Source organism: Cupriavidus sp. GW822-FHT03E04 (assembly GCF_058801495.1).
Map to the genome: position 1 here is coordinate 411,680 of NZ_JBXANI010000002.1, position 18,145 is coordinate 429,824.

Genomic DNA, 18,145 nt, shown 5'->3' on the forward strand with positions numbered 1-18,145 from the left:
TGCCGCCCGTGACCCTGCCGCCGCCGTCTCGACCCTCCGCCTCCCATCGTGAATCGCCAGGCCGCATGCACGCCAGGCGGCTGCGCGAGATGCTGTTCTCAGGCGCCCCGGAGGCGGCGATCGGCGAAATGCTGGCGCCTTGGGGGCAGGGAGCCGAGAGCGCCGAAATGCTGGTGGAAGCGGCGCTGGCCAGCGGCGACGCCGCGTTGCTGGACCGGGTGGTGCCACCCTGGCGCTGGCGCATCTTGCTGGCGATCCTGGACTGTCTCTATTTCGACTGGGATCCCCGCTTGCAGCCCTACCTGGATTACGGACTGGCCCGCCACGCCGATGATCCGCAGGCGCTGCCGGTCCCCATTCGCACCGCGCTGGCCGAGGGCCGGCTGTACGCCGGCGAGCGCCCGGCGGCCCTGGCCTTGCTAGCTACGACGGGCAACGCCAGCGGCGGCGATGGCGACGCCCTGCGTGCTTTTGCCCACTTGCAGGAAGGCGACTGGCCAGCCGCCCAGGCGGGCTTCGAGGCCGCGCTCAAGCGGCTACGGGCCGAAAGCCGCCAGCGTACCGGCTTGTTGCCGCCCTCGCTGGCGCCTTGCTACCCGCTGTCCTTGCTGGCCCAGCGCACGCCGGCCCACCTCGAACAAGCCCGCAAGTTCTGCCAGGCGGAAGCGGGCACGCGCAGCCCGGTGCCGACCGAGCGCTGGGGGCTGTGGTGCCACGTCCTGGCCGTCCACAAGGGGGATGCGCGGCTGGACGAGTCCGCGTTTGAATTGCGCCCCGAGGTGCCGCCGCTCGCGCAGTTCTGGCGCGTGCTGCTGCGCGCCTGGCTCGGCGACGTGAAGCACGCCAGCGGACGGCGCCAGCCGGCGGCCGCCCGCGCCGAGGCCGTCGCGGCCCTGCGTGCGCGCCTGCAAGGCTGCGGCCTGCACTGGTTCGCGCAGCAACTGGACGCCGCGCTGGCGCTGGAAGCGGGCGAACCGGTGCCGCAGACTTTCTTTGCCGGCCAGCGCCAGGAAAGCTGGCGGCTCGCGCTCGAAGCGTTGCAGGCCCTGGCGGGCGAGACGCGCGCGCCCGACGGCGCCAGCGCTAGCCGCCTGTTGTGGGCGTTGACCATCGACGCCGACGGCGCGGTCGGCACCATCGAGCCGCTGGAGCAGCAGCGCGGCCCGCGCGGCTGGAACAAGCCGCGTCCCGTGCCGCTGGCCCGCCTTGCCGAAGACGACCGGCTGGAGCCGTGGGACTCCCGTGTCGCCCGGGCGGTGCGCCGCGACCAGTCCTATCACCGCCGCTACGTGCTCGATCGCGCCGCCGCCATGCTGGCGCTGGTCGGGCATCCGGGCGTGGTGCTGGCGCAGGCGCCCGAGCAGACGCTGGAAGTGGTGGAGGGCGCCCCCACGCTGGAAGTGGTGCGCCAGGGCGGCCGCTACACCTTGCGGGTCTCGCCCCCGGTACGCGAGGCCCCGGCGATGGACAGCTTCCTGCCCGCCGGCAGCCGCGCGGACGCCGACGCCTTGCGCCAGATCACCGTGCTGCGCGAAGGCTCGCAGCGCCTGCGCGTGATCCGCCTCACGCCCGCGCAGCAGGGCGCGGCGCAACTGATTGCCGACGGGCTGGCGGTGCCGGCCGAGGCCCATGCGCAGCTCGACGCCACGCTGCGCGCGCTGTCCGGTCACTTTCAGGTGCACGCCGACCACGACGGCAGCGCCCGCGAGCTCGAGACCGAGAGCCGGCTGCGCGCCGAGTTGTCCCCGCTGGGTGAAGGCCTTTCGCTGCGCCTGGTGGTGACGCCGCTGGGCCCCCTCGGGCCACGGCTGGCCCCGGGTAGCGGGCGCGAGCGGCTGATGGCGGCGGTCAAGGGGGAGAGCCTGGCCACGGTGCGCGACCTCAAGGCCGAGTTGGCGAGCGTGGCTGCAGTGTTCGACGCGCTGCCCTTCCTGGTGCCGCGCTCGCCGGAAAGTGGCGAATACGACTGGACCCTGGCCGACCCGGAGGAAGCGTTGTCGGTGGTCGAGCAGTTGCCCGGGCTACCCGCCGTGCTGGCGGTGGAATGGCCCCGGGGCAAGGAAATCCGCGTGGTGGGCGCCGACATCCCGCAACTGGCGGTGCATATCGAAACCGAGAGCGAATGGTTCAAGCTGGTCGGCGAACTGGGCGTGGCCGAGGGGCTGGTGCTGCAGCTCGGCCAGTTGCTGGCCTGGGCCGGCAGCCATGCCGGGCGCTTCATGCCGATGGGGCAGGGCGTGTATGTGGCGCTTACGCGCAGCCTGCGCGCCAGGCTGCGCGACCTGGCCAGCGTGGCGCACAACGTGCCCGACGGCATCAAGGTGCCGCTGATGGCGGCGCCCTGGCTGGACGATGTGCTGGCCGGCGCCGGCATCGACCCCGACCAGCATTTCCGCCAGCGCGTGGCGTGGCTGCGCCGGGCGCGCAACAGTGACGCCGTGCTGCCGGCCAACCTGGCCGCGCAACTGCGGCCCTACCAGGAAGACGGCTACCGCTGGGCCATGTCGCTCGCCGAGGCCGGCTTCGGCGCCTGTCTGGCCGATGACATGGGGCTGGGCAAGACGCTGCAGGCGCTCGCCGTGATGCTGGGGCGCGCCGATGGCGGCGCCGCGCTGGTGATCGCGCCGACCTCCGTGTGCGGCAACTGGGCCGCAGAGGCAAGGCGCTTCGCGCCGACGCTGCGCGTGCACATCTATGCCGAGGGCGAGCGCGCGGCCTTGCTGGCACAGGCCGGCCCGCATGACGTGGTGATCGTCTCGTACACGCTGCTGCTGCAGGCGCGCGATGCCTTCTGCCAGCGCGAGTGGCACACGGTGGTGGCCGACGAAGCGCAGGCGTTCAAGAACGCCGCCACCAAACGCTCGCAAGCGGTGTTCGAGCTGCGGGCCGATTTCCGCATGGCGCTGTCGGGCACGCCGGTGGAAAACCGGCTGGCCGAGCTGTGGTCGATCATGCGCTTTTGCAACCCCGGCCTGCTCGGCTCGCTGGCCCGCTTCAACGAGCACTTCGCCGTGCCGATCGAGCGTAATGGCGTGCGCGAGGCGGCCCAGCGGCTGCGCCGCATGATCGCGCCGTTCGTGCTGCGCCGGACCAAGGCCCAGGTGCTGGACGAACTGCCGCCGCGCACCGAGCTGGTGTTGCGCATCGAGCAGGACCCGATCGAGGCGGCCCACTATGAGGCGCTGCGCCGCCAGGCGCTCGCCGAAGCCGAGGCCGTGGTCAAAGGCCCGAAGGCCCGCAAGACCGCCACCGGCCAGCCCGCCGCCGAGGCGCGCATCCATGTGCTGGCGCAACTCATGCGGATGCGGCGCGCCGCCTGCGACGCGCGCCTGGTCACGCCCGAGCTGCAACTGGAACTCGGGCAGGCGGGCGCCAAGGTGCGCGCCTTCGTGCAACTGGCCGGCGAGCTGGCCGCCAACGGGCACAAGACGCTGGTCTTCAGCCAGTTCGTCGACTTCCTGCAACTGCTGCGCGGGGGGCTGGACGAGGCCGGCCTGGCCTGGCAGTACCTCGACGGCGCCACGCCGGCGGCCGAGCGCACGCGGCGCGTGGCGGCGTTCCAGGCCGGCGAGGGCGATGTCTTCCTGATCAGCCTGAAGGCCGGCGGCTTCGGCCTCAACCTGACGGCAGCCGACTACGTGATCATCGCCGACCCCTGGTGGAACCCGGCGGCAGAGGACCAGGCCATGGGCCGCGCCCACCGCATCGGGCAGCAGCGCCCGGTGACCGTCTACCGGCTGATCAGCGCGGGCACCATCGAGGAACGTATCCTCACGCTGCATCACGGCAAGCGCGCGCTGGCCGATGGCATCCTGGAGGCGGGCGAGGACGGCGGGGCCGGCTTCATCGGCACGGCGGCGGCGCTGCCGGACATCGACGAACTGGTGGGGCTGTTGCGCAGCTAGGGGTGCAAGGGGCGCTTTCGCCTTTCACCTTTGTGGGCGGCGGCGGGACCCCGGTCCATGTCTGCTTATACCAACATGGCATACCTTCAAGCGAACTCCATCGTTGGTAATGCGGCGGATCGTTGGTATCTTGCTGTTTTGGCCCGGGGCGCCAGACCCCGGCCGGCAGCCCCGACCCGCATTCCTTTTTTCGACGGTACCCCCATGTTCCGCACTGCTACCCGCCGCATCTCGTCCGCTTTCCAGTCCCGTTCGTTCCGTGCTTCCCGCCTGGCCGCCGGCCTTGGCCTGCTGGCCGCGCTAGGCACGGTGGCCGCTCCGGCCCGCGCGCAGGACCCGGCCTGGCCGACCCAGCCGATCACCATCCTGATGGGCTTTACCGCCGGTTCCGGCGTGGACATGGTGGGACGCACGCTGCAGGAATCGCTGCAGAAGTCGCTCAAGGCCACCATCATCTATGACTACCGCCCCGGCGCCGGTGGCAATGTCGCCTCCGAAGTGGTGGCCCATGCCAAGCCCGACGGCTACACGCTGCTGCTCGGCACCGCCGCCACCCACGGCATCAACCCCGCCCTGTACAAGAGCCTGCCGTTCGACGCCGAAGCCGATTTCACGCCCGTCGCGCCGCTGGTGGAAGTCTCCAACGTGCTGACCGTGAACCCCGCCGTGATCGACGTGAAGTCGGTCAAGGAGTTTATCGAGAAGGTCAAGGCCAATCCCGGCAAGTACAACTACGCGTCGACCGGCAACGGCACCGGCACGCACCTGGCCTTCGCCGAATTCAACGCGCGCGCCGGCCTGGATATGGTCCATGTGCCATACAAGGGTGGCCCCGATGCGCTGCAAGCCGTGCTCAAGGGCGAGGTCTGCTGCATTTTTAATCAGGTGCAGAGCGTGTTGCCGCAATATCGCGCCGGTAAGGTGCGGCTGCTTGGCGTGACCACCAAGAACCGTGTGGCGGTGATTCCCGAAGTGCCGACGATCGCCGAGAGCGGGTTGCCCGGCTTCAACAGCACCATCTGGTTTGGCTTCTTCGGCCCCAAGGGGCTGGATCCCAAGATCAGCAAGAAGATCAACGATGCGGTCAAGGTCGCGCTGGAAACGCCGGCGATCCGGCAGAAGCTGATCGAGGCGGGGAATTCGCCGCGGATCGAGACGGTTGAGCAGTTTCGGACTACGGTGAAGGCGGATCGGCAGAAGTGGGCGGGGGTGGTTAGGAGTGTTGGGGCGTCGATTGATTGATATGGCGTTGGTTGTTGGGGGCAAGGGCAGAACCGTTGGATCTTGCTGTTTGATTTGGCTTTGATCTGATACGGCGTTGGTTTTTGGGCCCAAAAGCCATACGACATCCCCCTGCGGGGGCTGCCGGTCACTCTTCTTTGCGTCGGCAAAGAAGACTAACGAGAAGAAAGCCGACCCTGCCGGGGGCAGAGCAATCGGGCTTATGTGGGGCTGTGGTTGCGTCGTACGGCCCGGAGTGTTGGCTGGCCTTTGCCATACCGGCTTGATGGACATCGTAATTGCATGACCCAATGGTCACGTGGTGGTGCCCCTGATCGCTTTGCTCGGTGCGCGTTCGGGCATCTGCCGTTCGCGGTGCGTAGCGCCACGATCCTGCCTGCCTCGGTGGTTTCGTGGTTTTGTCTCTGACGGTGGCCGCCCGGCCATTTGATGCCCTGCCGTACCGGCGCGAGCGGCACTTTGCTATCAACCCCCCTGGTTTCGTGGTGGGCACCGTGGCCCGCCCGCGAGGGCCGCGCTCACCCCCACGACGCTCGTCCTCCGAGACAAAACCACGAAACCAGTCACACCCGAAACGGCGCAGCACTTCGCACCGCGAACGGCAGATGCGGGAATGGGCGCCGCGCCCGAGGTCAGGGGCCCCACGACGAAACCCATGGGTCATGCCATTGCGGTGATCTGTGAGCCGGTAACGGCAGATACCAGCAGAACCACTGGCCATACGACGAAACCAGCGCCCCGCGCCCCCGCGATTGCTCTGCGCCCGGCAGGGTCGGCTTTCTTCTCGTTAGTCTTCTTTGCCGACGCAAAGAAGAGTGACCGGCAGCCCCCGCAGGGGGATGTCGTATGGCTTTTGGGTCCAAAAACCAACGCCGCTCAAAAAAAAAGCGACCAACCCCGCAAATTAAGCAACCACTTACCACCCCCTCCCACTCCCCCTATAATGCCCAATTCCCCCTAAGCCCAAGGGCTAGCCCCGCCCCCGGCGGCTGCCATCCCCCCAATCCTTCAGCTATGACCTTCCGACCGCCCCAGGCCCTGCTGCGTCCCTGGCATCGTTTTGCCCCGGCCGAGCGGGCTGGCTTTATCGAGGGGGCGCGTTATTTCGCGCCTTCCCTGCCTGCCGTGTTCTCCTGGGGACTGGTGACGGGCGTGGCCATGAGCAAGTCGGTGATGAACGTGCCCGAGGCGATCGGCATGTCGTTGCTGGTCTATGCGGGCTCGGCCCAGTTGTCCGTGCTGCCGCTGTTCGCGGCGGGCCTGCCGTTGTGGACAGTGTGGCTGACCGCCGCCATCGTCAACCTGCGCTTCGTGATCTTCAGTGCGGGGCTGCAGCCGCATTTCAGCTACCTGCCGCTGTGGCGCCGCACGCTGCTGGGGTCGTTCAACGGCGACCTGCATTTCGTCTACTTCATGCAGCGCTATGCCACGCCAGGCCATGAGCCGGGCAAGGAAGGGTACTTCTGGGGCATGGCGCTGACCAATTTCGCCATGTGGCAGGTCTCGTCGATCATCGGCATCGTGCTGGCCAGCGCGTTCCCGGACAGCTGGGGCCTGGGGCTGGCAGGCACGCTGGCGCTGATTCCCGTGATGGTCACGACCATCCGCTCGCGCTCGACGCTGCTGGCGGTGGCCGTGGCTTCCGCGCTGGCGCTGCTGTGCTTCGACCTGCCTTACCGGCTTGGCCTGGTGGCGGCGGTGGTGGGGGCGATCGCGGCCGGCATGGCCAGCGACGAACTGGCGGCGCGCGCGACCTTGCGGGGCATCCGCCGCCGCAAGGCCGAGCATGCGCCCGCGCAGGCGGCGGCCCGGTCAGCGGCCCAGTCAGCGGCTGCGGCGGCAGAGGACCGGGCATGAGCCATCTCGAGATCTGGATCGCGCTGGTCGGCATGGCGCTGGTGACCATCGTCACGCGTGCGCTGTTCCTGATGGCGGGCGAGCGCGTGACGGTGCCAGACCGCATCCAGCGCGCGCTGCGCTACGCGCCGGCGGCGGCGCTGGCGGCCATCATCCTGCCCGACCTGATGACCTGGCAGGGGCATTTCACGCTGGCTCCCAGCAACTACAAGCTGGTGGCCGGCGCGGTGGCGCTGGTGTTCTACCTGGTGACGCGGCGCATGGTGGGCATGATCGTGGCGGGCATGGCGGTCTATACCGCCATGCGGCTGCTCGGCTGAGCCGGGGCCGGGCGAACGCCGGGCCCCGAAGGCGCGAGAAGGCGCGAGAAGGCGCGATCCGCTAGGCCGCGTCGCTGGCGTCGCTCGGCCCTTGCGGCGCGGGGCCGAGCGCCGTGCCCAGCTGGGTCAGCAGCCGCGTCAGGCGGGCCTGCGTGCTGGCGCCGGTCTTGAGGAATACCGCCTTGAGCTGGCTGCGCGCGGTTTCGTGGCGCACGTGCAGGCGCTCGCTGGCTTCGGGCAGGCCCATGCCGGTGGCCAGCAGGCTCGCCAGGCGGGTCTCGGCGGGCGTCAGTCCATAGACTTCGCGCAGCAGTTGCGGCAGTTCCGCCGGTGCCTGCGCGTCTTCATGGATCACCACCAGCGCGGCGGGTTGCTGCCAAGGCAGCGCAAAGATGTGGGAGGGCGGCAGCGGCAGCACGATCAGCTGCGCGCAGGCGCCGTTGCCATGGCGGGCGATTGCCGCCTGCGCCGGTACCGTGCTGCGCGGCGCGCAGGCGGCCGTCACCATGTCGGCCAGCGAGCGCGACAACTGCCACTCGCCAGTCTTGCCGGCGGGGGCCAGCCGCCGCACCCAGCGCTCGCCGATGCCATTGCTCAGCAGCACGCGCCGCTCGGGCGAGAAGGCGATCACGCCGAACGACAGGCGCTCCAGGATCTGCCCTGACAGTTGCGCCAGCGTCGACAGCCCGATGGTGCGGTCGCGCATGGCCATGGCGCTGCGCATGTGAGGCAGCGCCCAGTCCAGCGCGCTGACATCCGCTGGCGTGAAATTGCCTTGCGAGAACGAGCGCTGCAGCGCGAAATACACCTCGTAGTGGGGCTTTCGCTCGACCAGGCAGGCTGCGTAGGAGCATAGGTCGAAGCGGTGGAAGAACTCCCGATAGAAGGGGCTGCGCTGCATCGCGCCTTCGCCGAAATCGCGCGCGTCGATGTACCACTCGCCGGGGGAGAGGTTGTGGGCAAACAGCTTGCCCGGATCCAGCGTGTGGAACTCCTTCTCGTAGGCGCTGAACAGCTCCTGCACTGGGCGCACGACCTCGTTGACCGTCATCAGGTCGCGATCGGTGTCGCGCACGATCATCGATGCGTGCGCGCTGCCTACGATGTTGCTCAAGGTGTGCAGGCTTCGCTGCCAGGCCTGCGCGTCAAGAATCCCTTCGTACAAGCCACGGATTGCCCCGTGCATGTCTTCGTTCATGGTTACCCCTGCCTTCGCGACAACGGCGCTAGCCGCGTGGCGCCGACGCCGCTTACCGTAAGCGCGTCCGGCGCCAGTGCCTTGGGTCCCGTCTGAGGCGGGCCTCTGGCTATGTTTTTGCGTGCTTATCTTGTGCCGACTTGTGCATACATTGCGCGCTTTGGCATCAGCGTACGAGACGCAGTGCAATTGTCGCACCCCTCATTCAGGGGGTGCGTTGCAAGGATGCGGCACGCTACTCGCCGCATGTGGCGAACGGGGCACCCACTGGCGGATGCATCCGGGGCGCAATCCCGCAAAATGGCCCTTGCGATCAGGTAAAATGCCGATTTTCCCCGATTTTCGCTCTCCAGCCACCGCCATGACCTCTGTCCTGCGTCTTTCCGATCTCATCTCCCAAGGCAAAATTGCCGGCAAGCGGGTTTTTATCCGCGCCGACCTGAACGTGCCGCAGGATGACGCCGGCCAAATCACCGAAGATACCCGCATCCGCGCCTCCGTGCCCGCTATCGAAGCCTGCCTGCAGGCAGGCGCCGCCGTGATGGTGACGTCGCATCTGGGCCGCCCGACCGAAGGCGAGTTCAAGCCCGAGGATTCGCTGGCGCCTGTGGCCACGCGCCTGGCCGAGTTGCTCGGCAAGCCGGTCAAGCTGGTGCAGAACTGGGTCGACGGCAACGGCGAAGTGAGCACGGTCAAGCCCGGCGAAGTGGTGCTGCTGGAAAACTGCCGCGTCAACAAGGGCGAAAAGAAGAACAGCGACGAACTGGCCCAGAAGATGGCCAAGCTGTGCGACGTCTACGTGAACGATGCCTTCGGCACCGCGCACCGCGCCGAAGCCACCACCCACGGCATCGCCAAATACGCCCCCATCGCCTGCGCCGGCCCGCTGCTGGCTGCCGAGATCGATGCGCTGGGCAAGGCCCTGGGCCAGCCGGCGCGTCCGCTGGTGGCAATCGTCGCCGGCTCCAAGGTGTCCACCAAGCTGACCATCCTCAAGACGCTGGCCGGCAAGGTCGACAACCTGATCGTCGGCGGCGGCATCGCCAATACCTTCATGCTGGCTGCCGGCCTGAAGATCGGCAAGTCGCTGGCCGAGGCTGACTTGGTGGCCGATGCGCGCACCATCATCGATCTCATGGCCGCGCGCGGCGCCTCGGTGCCCATCCCCGTGGACGTGGTGTGCGCCAAGGAGTTCAGCGCCACCGCTGTTGCCACCGTCAAGGACGCGAAGGACGTGGCCGACGACGACATGATCCTCGACATCGGCCCCAAGACCGCGCAGATGCTGGCGGACCAGCTCAAGCTGGCCGGCACCATCGTGTGGAACGGCCCGGTCGGCGTGTTCGAGTTCGACCAGTTCAGCAATGGCACCAAGGTGCTGGCCCAAGCCATCGCCGAGTCCAAGGCGTTCTCGATCGCCGGCGGGGGCGACACGCTGGCGGCCATCGCCAAATACAGCATCGCTGACCAGGTGGGCTACATCTCCACCGGCGGCGGCGCCTTCCTGGAATTCCTGGAAGGCAAGAAGCTGCCCGCGTTCGAGGTGCTGGAACAGCGCGCCGCGGGCTGAGGGTGGCGGGTTTGCGAGGGTTTGGCACTGGCATGGCCAGCAAGCGTGGACTGGCGGCGTTGCTGCTGGCCGCCTCGCTTCTGGCCCTGAGCGCGTGCGGCCGCCCGGGCGGCGGCGCGCCAGAGGGGCGTCCCCTGGCCGCCGCCGCGGCCGGCGGGATGGCCGCCGGCGAGTTGGCGCGAGGCGGCCAGAGCGAGCAGCAGGAGGCGGAGCGCCGCTACCTGGCGCTGAAGTACGCGCTGACGGTGGAGAATTCCGCCGACGCGCTGGAGACTGGCTGGAAGAGCGTGGTGCAACGCTGCCAGGCGCTCGGCTGCGAGTTGCTGGAGGCGGCCTTCACCCGCAGCCGCGATGGTGCGCCGCCGCGCGGCGAGCTGCGCGCGCGCATCGCGCCCAAGGCCTTGCCGGATCTGCTGAAAGCGGCGGAGCAAGGCGGCACGGTGGTATCCAACGCCGTGTCGAGCGAAGACAAGACAGACCAGGTGATCGATGCCGAGGCCCGCATCAAGAACACCACCGAGCTGCGCGACCGCCTGCGTGCCATGCTGCAGAATGCGCGCGGCCCGCTGCGCGACGTGATCGAGCTGGAGCGCGAACTGGCGCGCGTGCAGGGCGAGCTGGATACCATCCACGGCCTGCGCAAGATGCTGGCGGCGCAAACAGATCGCAACGAAGTCCGTATCGATTTCGTTGCGCGCGAGAGCTTTGTCAGCCAACGAAAGGTGTCGCCGCTGCGCGACGCTTTTAACGATATCGCCGAGTTGTTCCTCGGCAGCCTGGCCATGCTGATCCGCGTGGCCGCCGGCGCGCTGCCGTGGCTGCTGGTTGGTGTGCCGCTGCTGTGGTTTGCGCTGGCCTGGCGCCGGCGCCGCGTGGCGCGCAGGAAGCAAGCCGTGCCGGCGTCGCCGGACGGCGCTGGCCCTCGATAAGGAAAATCAGTTCATGACCCGTTCCACCAAGATCGTCGCTACCATCGGCCCCGCTTCCAGCACGCTGGAAATGCTCACGCGCATGATCGCGGCAGGGGTCGACGTGGTGCGCCTGAATTTCTCCCACGGCGTAGCCGCGGACCATATCGAGCGCGCCCGCCTGGTGCGCGAGGCCGCCAAGGCCTGCGGCAGGGAAGTCGCCATCATGGCTGACCTGCAAGGGCCGAAGATCCGCGTCGGCAAGTTCGAGCACGGCAAGATCACGCTGAACGTGGGTGAGCCCTTCATCCTCGACGCTACCTGCACCCTGGGCAACCAGGAACGCGCCGGCCTCGATTACGAGGACCTGCCGCGCGACGTGGGCCCGGGCGACCTGCTGCTGCTCAACGATGGCCTGATCGTGCTGGTGGTGGACCGCGTGCTAGGTCACGAGATTTTCACCACGGTCCGGATCGGCGGCGAGCTGTCCAACAACAAGGGCATCAACCGCCAGGGCGGCGGCCTGTCGGCGCCGGCGCTGACCGCCAAGGACATGGAAGACATCAAGACCGCCATGGCGCTGGGCGCGGACTATGTCGCGGTGAGCTTTCCCAAGAACGCCACCGATATGGAAATGGCGCGCCAGCTTGCCGCGGTGGCCGGTCAGCCGCACCAGCACAAGGCCCGCATGATCGCCAAGATCGAGCGCGCCGAGGCGATCCGCCCGGGCGTGCTGGAAGAGATCCTGCAGGCCTCCGACGGCATCATGGTGGCCCGCGGCGACCTGGCCGTGGAAGTGGGCAACGCGGCCGTGCCCGCGCTGCAAAAGCGCATGATCCGGCTGGCGCGCGAGGCCAACAAGCTGACCATCACCGCCACCCAGATGATGGAGAGCATGATCGTCAACCCGGTGCCCACGCGCGCCGAGGTGTCGGACGTGGCCAACGCCGTGCTGGACGGCACCGATGCCGTGATGCTGTCGGCCGAGACCGCCGCCGGCCGCTATCCGGTGGAAACCGTGGAAGCCATGGCCGCGGTCTGCGTCGAGGCGGAGAAGTCCGAGGTGGTCCAGCTCGACACCGATTTCCTCAACCAGACCTTTGGCCGCATCGACCAGTCGATCGCCATGGGCGCACTGTTCACCGCCTATCATTTGCAGGTAAAGGCCATTGCCGCGCTGACCGATTCCGGCGCCACCGCGCTGTGGATGAGCCGGCATCGCATCCATGTGCCGATCTACGCGATGACGCCCAACCTGGCCTCGCAGCGCAAGATGCAGCTCTATCGCAATGTGGTGCCGCTGCCGCTGGAAGCCAGCGCCGACCGCGACACCGCGCTGGAACAGGCCGAGGAACTGCTGCTCTCGCGCGGCGTTGTGCAGCGCGGCGACTTTATCGTGCTGACCATTGGCGAGCCGATGGGCCAGCCGGGTGGCACGAATACGCTGAAGATTGTCCGGGTTGGCGCCTGATATGTGCCGCGCCGGACAGACAGCCGGCGCCTGAGCGCACAGGATCACCCAGGATAAATCGCGTTGAGACGGTGTCTTGCGCGAACAGCAAAGAACGACCAGATCGACCAGCTCGACCAGATCATTAAATCATTAAACGAGACACCCCATTCTTTCTTTAGGAGTTTGACATGCCACTCGTATCGATGCGCCAGCTGCTCGACCACGCCGCCGAAAACGGCTACGCGCTGCCCGCCTTCAACGTGAACAACCTGGAACAGGTTCAGGCCATCATGCAGGCCGCCGACGAAGTCAATGCGCCGGTGATCATGCAAGCCTCCGCAGGCGCGCGCAAGTACGCCGGCGAGCACTTCCTGCGCCACCTGATCGAAGCCGCAGTGGAAGCCTATCCGCATATCCCGGTGGTGATGCACCAGGATCACGGCCAGTCGCCGGCGATCTGCCAGGCCGCGATCGACCTGGGCTTCTCCTCGGTGATGATGGACGGCTCGCTGCGTGAAGACGGCAAGACCCCGTCCGACTACGAGTACAACATCGAAGTGACCCGCAAGGTGGTGCAGCTCTCGCACGCCATCGGCGTGACCGTGGAAGGCGAGCTTGGCTGCCTGGGCTCGCTCGAGACCGGCGAAGCCGGCGAGGAAGACGGCATCGGCGCCGAAGGCAAGCTGGACCATTCCATGCTGCTGACTGACCCTGAGCAAGCCGCCGACTTCGTCAAGGCCACCCAGCTGGACGCGCTGGCGATCGCCATCGGTACCTCGCACGGCGCTTACAAGTTCACCCGCAAGCCCACTGGCGATATCCTGGCGATCAACCGCATCAAGGAAATCCACGCCCGCATCCCCAACACCCACCTGGTGATGCACGGCTCGTCGTCGGTCCCGCAGGAACTGCTCGCGGAAATCCGCCAGTTCGGCGGCGACATGAAGGAAACCTACGGCGTGCCGGTCGAGGAAATCCAGGAAGCCATCAAGTACGGCGTGCGCAAGATCAATATCGACACCGATATCCGCCTTGCCATGACCGGTGCGATCCGCCGCTTCTTTGCCGAGAACCCGAGCAAGTTCGACCCGCGCGAATACCTGAAGCCGGCCCGCGAAGCCGCCAAGCTGGTTTGCAAGGCACGCTATGTCGCCTTTGGCTGCGAAGGCCAGGCCGCCAAGATCAAGCCGGTCTCGCTCGACGCCATCGCGCAGAAGTACAAGTCGGGCGAACTCGCCCAGGTCGTGCAGTAAGCAGGACCGCGTGCCGTCCCCGCCCCGATCCCGTCAAACGGGGCAGGCGCGGGGACGACGCTTTTCAGGCTCCGGCGCCGGGGCGCTGAAAAGCGCTAACAAAATGAAGCGAAGCAGTTGTTCTGGCCCGGCGCCAGAATCATTCTGTTAGTGCCTTCCATCGGAACCACCGAACCACCGAAACACCATGTCGAACGCTCTCTACCAGTCCTCCATCACTTCGCTGCCGCTGCTCGGCCACGGCAAGGTCCGCGACAACTACGCCGTCGGCGACGACAAGCTGCTGATCGTCACCACCGACCGCCTGTCGGCCTTCGACGTCATCCTGGGCGAGCCGATCCCGGCCAAGGGCCGCGTGCTCAACCAGATGGCCAACTTCTGGTTCAAGAAGCTGGCTCACATCGTGCCGAACCACGAGACCGGCATTGCCGCCGAGACCGTGGTGAGCCCGGCCGAAGTCGAGCAGGTGCAAGGCCGCGCCGTGGTGGTCAAGCGCCTCAAGCCGATCCTGGTGGAAGCCGTGGTGCGCGGCTACCTGGCCGGCAGCGGCTGGAAGGACTACCAGGCCACTGGCAGCGTGTGCGGCATCGAACTGCCCGCCGGCCTGCAGAACGCGCAGAAGCTGCCCGAGCCGATCTTCACCCCGGCCGCCAAGGCCGAGATGGGCGAGCACGACGAGAACATCTCCTTCGCTGAAACGGAAGAGCGCATCGGCGCCGACCTGGCCCGCCAGATGCGCGACATCTCGATCCGCCTGTACAAGGAAGCAGCCGACTACGCCGCCACCCGCGGCATCATCATCGCCGACACCAAGTTCGAGTTCGGCCTGGACGAGAACGGCACGCTGACGCTGATGGACGAAGTGCTGACCGCCGACTCCTCGCGCTTCTGGCCCGCGGATTCGTACGAAGTCGGCACCAACCCGCCGTCCTTCGACAAGCAGTTCGTGCGCGACTGGCTGGAAGCCGTGCGCATCGACGGCAAGCCCTGGCCCAAGACCGCCCCGGCGCCTGCATTGCCCGCCGACGTGATCGAGAAGACCGCAGCCAAGTACCGCGAGGCGCTGACGCGCCTGACCGGCGAGGAACTGCAGTAATGGTGAGCGGCGCTGGCGCTGGCCGAAGCCGGCCGGTGCGCCAATGCTGCTTGAAATGCCCAATGGCGTTTACTCCCTCTCCCCTCAGGGGGAGAGGGCCGGGGAGAGGGGTGGCTTAGCTAGGCGCCACCTGAAGCAGAGCCAATGGTTTTTGACGGCTCGCAGGCGCATCGAGCGCCCGCCCTCTCCCCCCCCTCTCCCGCAAGCGGGAGAGGGGGGCGAACCAACGCAGGACGAAGGTTGGCGCGATCCCCACGCGCCAGACAGATTTTTAAGGACTTAACGTGAGCAATACAGCCAAGCCGCTGGTCGGCGTTGTGATGGGCAGCAGTTCCGACTGGGACGTGATGCAGAACGCGGTCGCCATGCTGAAGGATTTCGGCGTGGCCTTCGAGGCACGCGTGGTTTCTGCCCACCGCATGGCCGACGACATGTTCGAGTACGCCGCCACCGCGCGCGAGCGCGGCCTGCGCGCCATCATCGCCGGTGCCGGCGGTGCCGCGCACCTGCCCGGCATGATCGCCGCCAAGACCATCGTGCCGGTGTTCGGCGTGCCGGTGCCGTCGCGCTACCTGCGTGGCGAGGACTCGCTGCTGTCGATCGTGCAGATGCCCAAGGGCGTGCCGGTTGCCACCTTCGCCATCGGCGAAGCGGGCGCCGCCAATGCCGCGCTGCACGCCATTGCCACGCTCGCCACCACCGACGACGCGCTGGCCGCCGCGCTCGAAGCGTTCCGCGCCAAGCAGACTGAAGCTGCCCGCGCCATGACGCTGCCGGTGTAATACGCACATTCGCACGCACACCGACTAGCCCCAAGCCCCCGAATCCGGAAAGACGCGCAATGCCAACCGATATCCATCCCCACCTGGTCGAAGCCCACACGCCGGAGTCGCGTGCCGAGTTCGGCATCGACAATCCCAGCGCGCCGGTGCTGCCCGGCGCCTGGCTAGGCATGCTGGGCGGCGGCCAGCTCGGCCGCATGTTCACCCATGCCGCGCAGTCGATGGGCTACAAGGTTTGCGTGCTCGATCCGGACCAGGACAGCCCGGCCGGCACCATCGCCGAGAAGCACATCTGCGCGGCCTATACGGATGAAGCCGCGCTGGCCGAGATGGCCAAGCTGTGCCCGGCGGTGACCACCGAGTTCGAGAACGTGCCCTCGCTCTCGCTCGACCGGCTGGAGCAACTCGGCGCCTTCGTCGCGCCGCGCGGCTATTGCGTGTCGATCGCGCAGAACCGCATCGGCGAGAAGAAATTCTTCGCTTCCTGCGCCGAGCGCACCGGCGTGCCCACCGCGCCGCACTGGGTGATCCAGCACGACGCGGACGTCGACCAGGTGCCCGAGGACCTGCTGCCCGGCATCCTCAAGACCGCGCGCATGGGGTATGACGGCAAGGGCCAGGCCCGTGTCAGGACCCGCGAAGACGTGCGTGCAGCGTGGCGCGCCATGCAGCACGTGCCGTGTGTGCTGGAAAAGATGTTGCCGCTGGCCTACGAGGTTTCGGTACTGGCCGCGCGCGCTGCCGACGGCACCACCGCCACTTGGCCGCTGGCCGAGAACGTGCACCGCGACGGCATCCTGTTCTCCACCGTGATGCCGTCCACCAGCGTCTCCGACGAGATCGCCGCGCGTGCCCGCGCCGCGGCCGCCACCATCACCACCGAGATGGGCTATGTGGGCGTGCTGTGCATCGAGTTCTTCGTGCTGACAGATGGCTCGCTGGTCGCCAACGAAATGGCGCCGCGCCCGCACAACTCCGGCCACATCACCATGGACGCCTGCGAGACCAGCCAGTTCGAGCAGCAGGTGCGCGCCATGGCGCGCCTGCCGCTGGGCAGCACGCGCCAGCATTCGGCCGGCAAGATGCTCAACCTGCTGGGCGATGTGTGGTTCGAATTCGGCCTGGAACGCACGCCGGCCTGGGACGAAGTCGTGGCCCAGCCCGGCGCCAAGCTGCACTTGTATGGCAAGAGCGATGCGCGCCCCTCGCGCAAGATGGGCCATGTGAATTGCGTGGGCGGCGCGGCGGCCGACGCCGAGCGCGCCTTCGATGCGGCCCTGACGGCGCTGCACATCGCGCCTTGATGGCATGCCCGGCGCATGCGCCGGGCTTTTCCGTTTTCCTGCTTTCGCAGCTCCGTAGTTTCGAAACTTCGTAGTAACGCCACCTCAGAGATCCCCGATGTCGCGCATGCCCACGTCCGCCGAACTTGACCAAGCGGTCCAACTGCTGGAGGCCGGCGAGCTGGTCGCCTTCCCGACCGAGACGGTCTACGGCCTGGGCGCCGACGCGGAAAACCCCGAGGCCATCGCCCGTATCTACGCGGCCAAGGGGCGCCCGTCCAATCACCCGATCATCGTGCACGTGGTGGATGGCGGCGACATCAGCTACTGGGTGGACGATGTGCCGCCGGCCGCGCAAGACCTGATCGACGCCTTCTGGCCCGGCCCGCTTACGCTGATCCTCAAGCGCGCGGCGCATATCCCGGCGGCGGTTGCCGGCGGCCAGGACAGCATTGGCCTGCGTTGCCCGTCGCATCCGGTTGCGCAGGCGCTGCTGGGCCGCTTCAAGCGTGGCCGTGGCGGCATTGCCGCGCCGTCCGCGAACAAGTTTGGGCAGGTTAGCCCGACCACGGCGCAGCACGTGCGCGACGAGTTTGGCGATGCGGTCTTCGTGCTGGAAGGCGACGACGTTGAGGTGGGCATCGAATCGACCATCGTGGACCTGTCGCGGCTGGAGCAGGGCATTGGCCCGGTGCTGCTGCGCCCGGGCGCCATCACGCCGGCCATGATGGCGAAGGTGCTGGGCGTCACGCCGTTGCCGCCGGATGCTGCCGCGCCGCGCGCGTCAGGTACGCTGAAGGCGCACTACGCGCCGCATACGCCGTTGGGTTTGTGCTCTGCCGCGGATCTGCCTGCGCAACTGGTCGATTTGCCCGCCGACGCGCTGGTGGCGTGGGTTGGTGTTCAGGCGGCTGCCGATCCGCGGTGTGTGTGGGTAGAGGCGCGTGCCGATGCCGAGGGTTATGCGCGGGCGCTTTATAGCTTGTTGCGTAGGCTGGATGGGGAGGGGTTTGCGCGGCTGGTGTTTGAGGCCTTGCCGGCTGGGCATGAGTGGGATGGGGTTCGGGATCGGTTGCAGAGGGCTGCGGCGGCGTTTGGGGAGTGAGGGGGGTGTTGTTGGTTGTTGGTAGTAACTGCAACTGCAACTGCAACTGCAACTGCAACTGCAACTGCAACTGCAACTGCAACTGCAACTGCAACTGCAACTGCAGTTTCACCACCCCTGCGGGGCGGCGACCTACTTTCTTGTCTTGCCAAGAAAGTAGGCAAAGAAGGCGC

13 protein-coding genes are annotated in these 18,145 nt (G+C 67.6%); 12 read left to right on the plus strand and 1 reads right to left on the minus strand.

Translation table 11 applies throughout. From position 1 onward, the window contains the following. Nucleotides 1–977: 977 nt before the first annotated feature. The 4 genes from AC1RQC_RS03950 to AC1RQC_RS03965 all read left to right on the plus strand — a co-directional run bounded on the left by AC1RQC_RS03950 (nt 978) and on the right by AC1RQC_RS03965 (nt 7,324). Nucleotides 978–3,905: a DEAD/DEAH box helicase gene (locus AC1RQC_RS03950; RefSeq protein WP_492882496.1), complete on the plus strand. Its 2,928-nt coding sequence runs from the start codon at nt 978–980 to the stop codon at nt 3,903–3,905. 204 nt (nt 3,906–4,109) lie between these two features. Next, on the plus strand, nt 4,110–5,147 hold the full coding sequence (locus AC1RQC_RS03955) for a Bug family tripartite tricarboxylate transporter substrate binding protein (protein WP_492814227.1): 1,038 nt from the start codon (nt 4,110–4,112) through the stop codon (nt 5,145–5,147). A gap of 1,014 nt (nt 5,148–6,161) precedes the next feature. Continuing rightward, nucleotides 6,162–7,004, plus strand: a complete 843-nt coding sequence (locus tag AC1RQC_RS03960; RefSeq protein WP_492376616.1) for an AzlC family ABC transporter permease — start codon at nt 6,162–6,164, stop codon at nt 7,002–7,004. Continuing rightward, a complete protein-coding gene (locus AC1RQC_RS03965) occupies nt 7,001–7,324 on the plus strand; it encodes an AzlD domain-containing protein (RefSeq protein ID WP_043343936.1) in 324 nt (107 codons plus the stop codon). Before AC1RQC_RS03960 ends, AC1RQC_RS03965 begins: the two co-directional genes overlap by 4 nt. Nucleotides 7,325–7,385: 61 nt before the next feature. On the opposite strand, the gene AC1RQC_RS03970 is transcribed toward AC1RQC_RS03965, so the two are convergent. After that, nucleotides 7,386–8,522 carry a helix-turn-helix transcriptional regulator gene (locus AC1RQC_RS03970; protein ID WP_492376615.1) on the minus strand — a complete coding sequence of 379 codons (1,137 nt, stop codon included), beginning with the start codon at nt 8,520–8,522 and terminating at the stop codon, nt 7,386–7,388. A 361-nt stretch (nt 8,523–8,883) separates the two neighbouring features. Between AC1RQC_RS03970 and AC1RQC_RS03975 the strand changes: the two genes are divergently transcribed. The 8 genes from AC1RQC_RS03975 to AC1RQC_RS04010 all read left to right on the plus strand — a co-directional run bounded on the left by AC1RQC_RS03975 (nt 8,884) and on the right by AC1RQC_RS04010 (nt 17,972). Further along, nucleotides 8,884–10,092 carry a phosphoglycerate kinase gene (locus tag AC1RQC_RS03975; protein WP_492882488.1) on the plus strand — a complete coding sequence of 403 codons (1,209 nt, stop codon included), beginning with the start codon at nt 8,884–8,886 and terminating at the stop codon, nt 10,090–10,092. A 32-nt stretch (nt 10,093–10,124) separates the two neighbouring features. Beyond that, nucleotides 10,125–11,021: a DUF4349 domain-containing protein gene (locus tag AC1RQC_RS03980; RefSeq protein ID WP_492376613.1), complete on the plus strand. Its 897-nt coding sequence runs from the start codon at nt 10,125–10,127 to the stop codon at nt 11,019–11,021. A 13-nt stretch (nt 11,022–11,034) separates the two neighbouring features. Further along, nucleotides 11,035–12,471, plus strand: coding sequence for a pyruvate kinase (gene pyk, locus AC1RQC_RS03985; protein WP_150992693.1), 1,437 nt, complete (start codon nt 11,035–11,037; stop codon nt 12,469–12,471). Nucleotides 12,472–12,641: 170 nt separating this feature from the next. Continuing rightward, nucleotides 12,642–13,706 carry a class II fructose-bisphosphate aldolase gene (gene fba / locus AC1RQC_RS03990; RefSeq protein ID WP_150992695.1) on the plus strand — a complete coding sequence of 355 codons (1,065 nt, stop codon included), beginning with the start codon at nt 12,642–12,644 and terminating at the stop codon, nt 13,704–13,706. Nucleotides 13,707–13,893: 187 nt separating this feature from the next. Next, the gene (locus AC1RQC_RS03995; RefSeq protein WP_043343946.1) at nt 13,894–14,802 is read left to right on the plus strand and encodes a phosphoribosylaminoimidazolesuccinocarboxamide synthase; all 909 of its coding nucleotides are present in this window, start codon (nt 13,894–13,896) and stop codon (nt 14,800–14,802) included. 284 nt (nt 14,803–15,086) lie between these two features. Next, nucleotides 15,087–15,584, plus strand: coding sequence for a 5-(carboxyamino)imidazole ribonucleotide mutase (gene purE, locus AC1RQC_RS04000; protein WP_006158083.1), 498 nt, complete (start codon nt 15,087–15,089; stop codon nt 15,582–15,584). Between the two features lie 59 nt (nt 15,585–15,643). Continuing rightward, the gene (locus tag AC1RQC_RS04005) at nt 15,644–16,888 is read left to right on the plus strand and encodes a 5-(carboxyamino)imidazole ribonucleotide synthase (protein ID WP_150992697.1); all 1,245 of its coding nucleotides are present in this window, start codon (nt 15,644–15,646) and stop codon (nt 16,886–16,888) included. A 97-nt stretch (nt 16,889–16,985) separates the two neighbouring features. Continuing rightward, a complete protein-coding gene (locus tag AC1RQC_RS04010; protein ID WP_492882489.1) occupies nt 16,986–17,972 on the plus strand; it encodes an L-threonylcarbamoyladenylate synthase in 987 nt (328 codons plus the stop codon). Nucleotides 17,973–18,145: the final 173 nt, after the last annotated feature.

Coding starts and splice junctions, on each gene's coding strand:
- AC1RQC_RS03955 (WP_492814227.1), top strand. CDS start 4,110: ATGTTCCGCACTGCTACCCGCCGCATCTCGTCCGCTTTCCAGTCCCGT.
- AC1RQC_RS03960 (WP_492376616.1), top strand. CDS start 6,162: ATGACCTTCCGACCGCCCCAGGCCCTGCTGCGTCCCTGGCATCGTTTT.
- AC1RQC_RS03965 (WP_043343936.1), top strand. CDS start 7,001: ATGAGCCATCTCGAGATCTGGATCGCGCTGGTCGGCATGGCGCTGGTG.
- AC1RQC_RS03970 (WP_492376615.1), bottom strand. CDS start 8,522: ATGAACGAAGACATGCACGGGGCAATCCGTGGCTTGTACGAAGGGATT.
- AC1RQC_RS03975 (WP_492882488.1), top strand. CDS start 8,884: ATGACCTCTGTCCTGCGTCTTTCCGATCTCATCTCCCAAGGCAAAATT.
- AC1RQC_RS03980 (WP_492376613.1), top strand. CDS start 10,125: ATGGCCAGCAAGCGTGGACTGGCGGCGTTGCTGCTGGCCGCCTCGCTT.
- pyk (WP_150992693.1), top strand. CDS start 11,035: ATGACCCGTTCCACCAAGATCGTCGCTACCATCGGCCCCGCTTCCAGC.
- fba (WP_150992695.1), top strand. CDS start 12,642: ATGCCACTCGTATCGATGCGCCAGCTGCTCGACCACGCCGCCGAAAAC.
- AC1RQC_RS03995 (WP_043343946.1), top strand. CDS start 13,894: ATGTCGAACGCTCTCTACCAGTCCTCCATCACTTCGCTGCCGCTGCTC.
- AC1RQC_RS04005 (WP_150992697.1), top strand. CDS start 15,644: ATGCCAACCGATATCCATCCCCACCTGGTCGAAGCCCACACGCCGGAG.
- AC1RQC_RS04010 (WP_492882489.1), top strand. CDS start 16,986: ATGTCGCGCATGCCCACGTCCGCCGAACTTGACCAAGCGGTCCAACTG.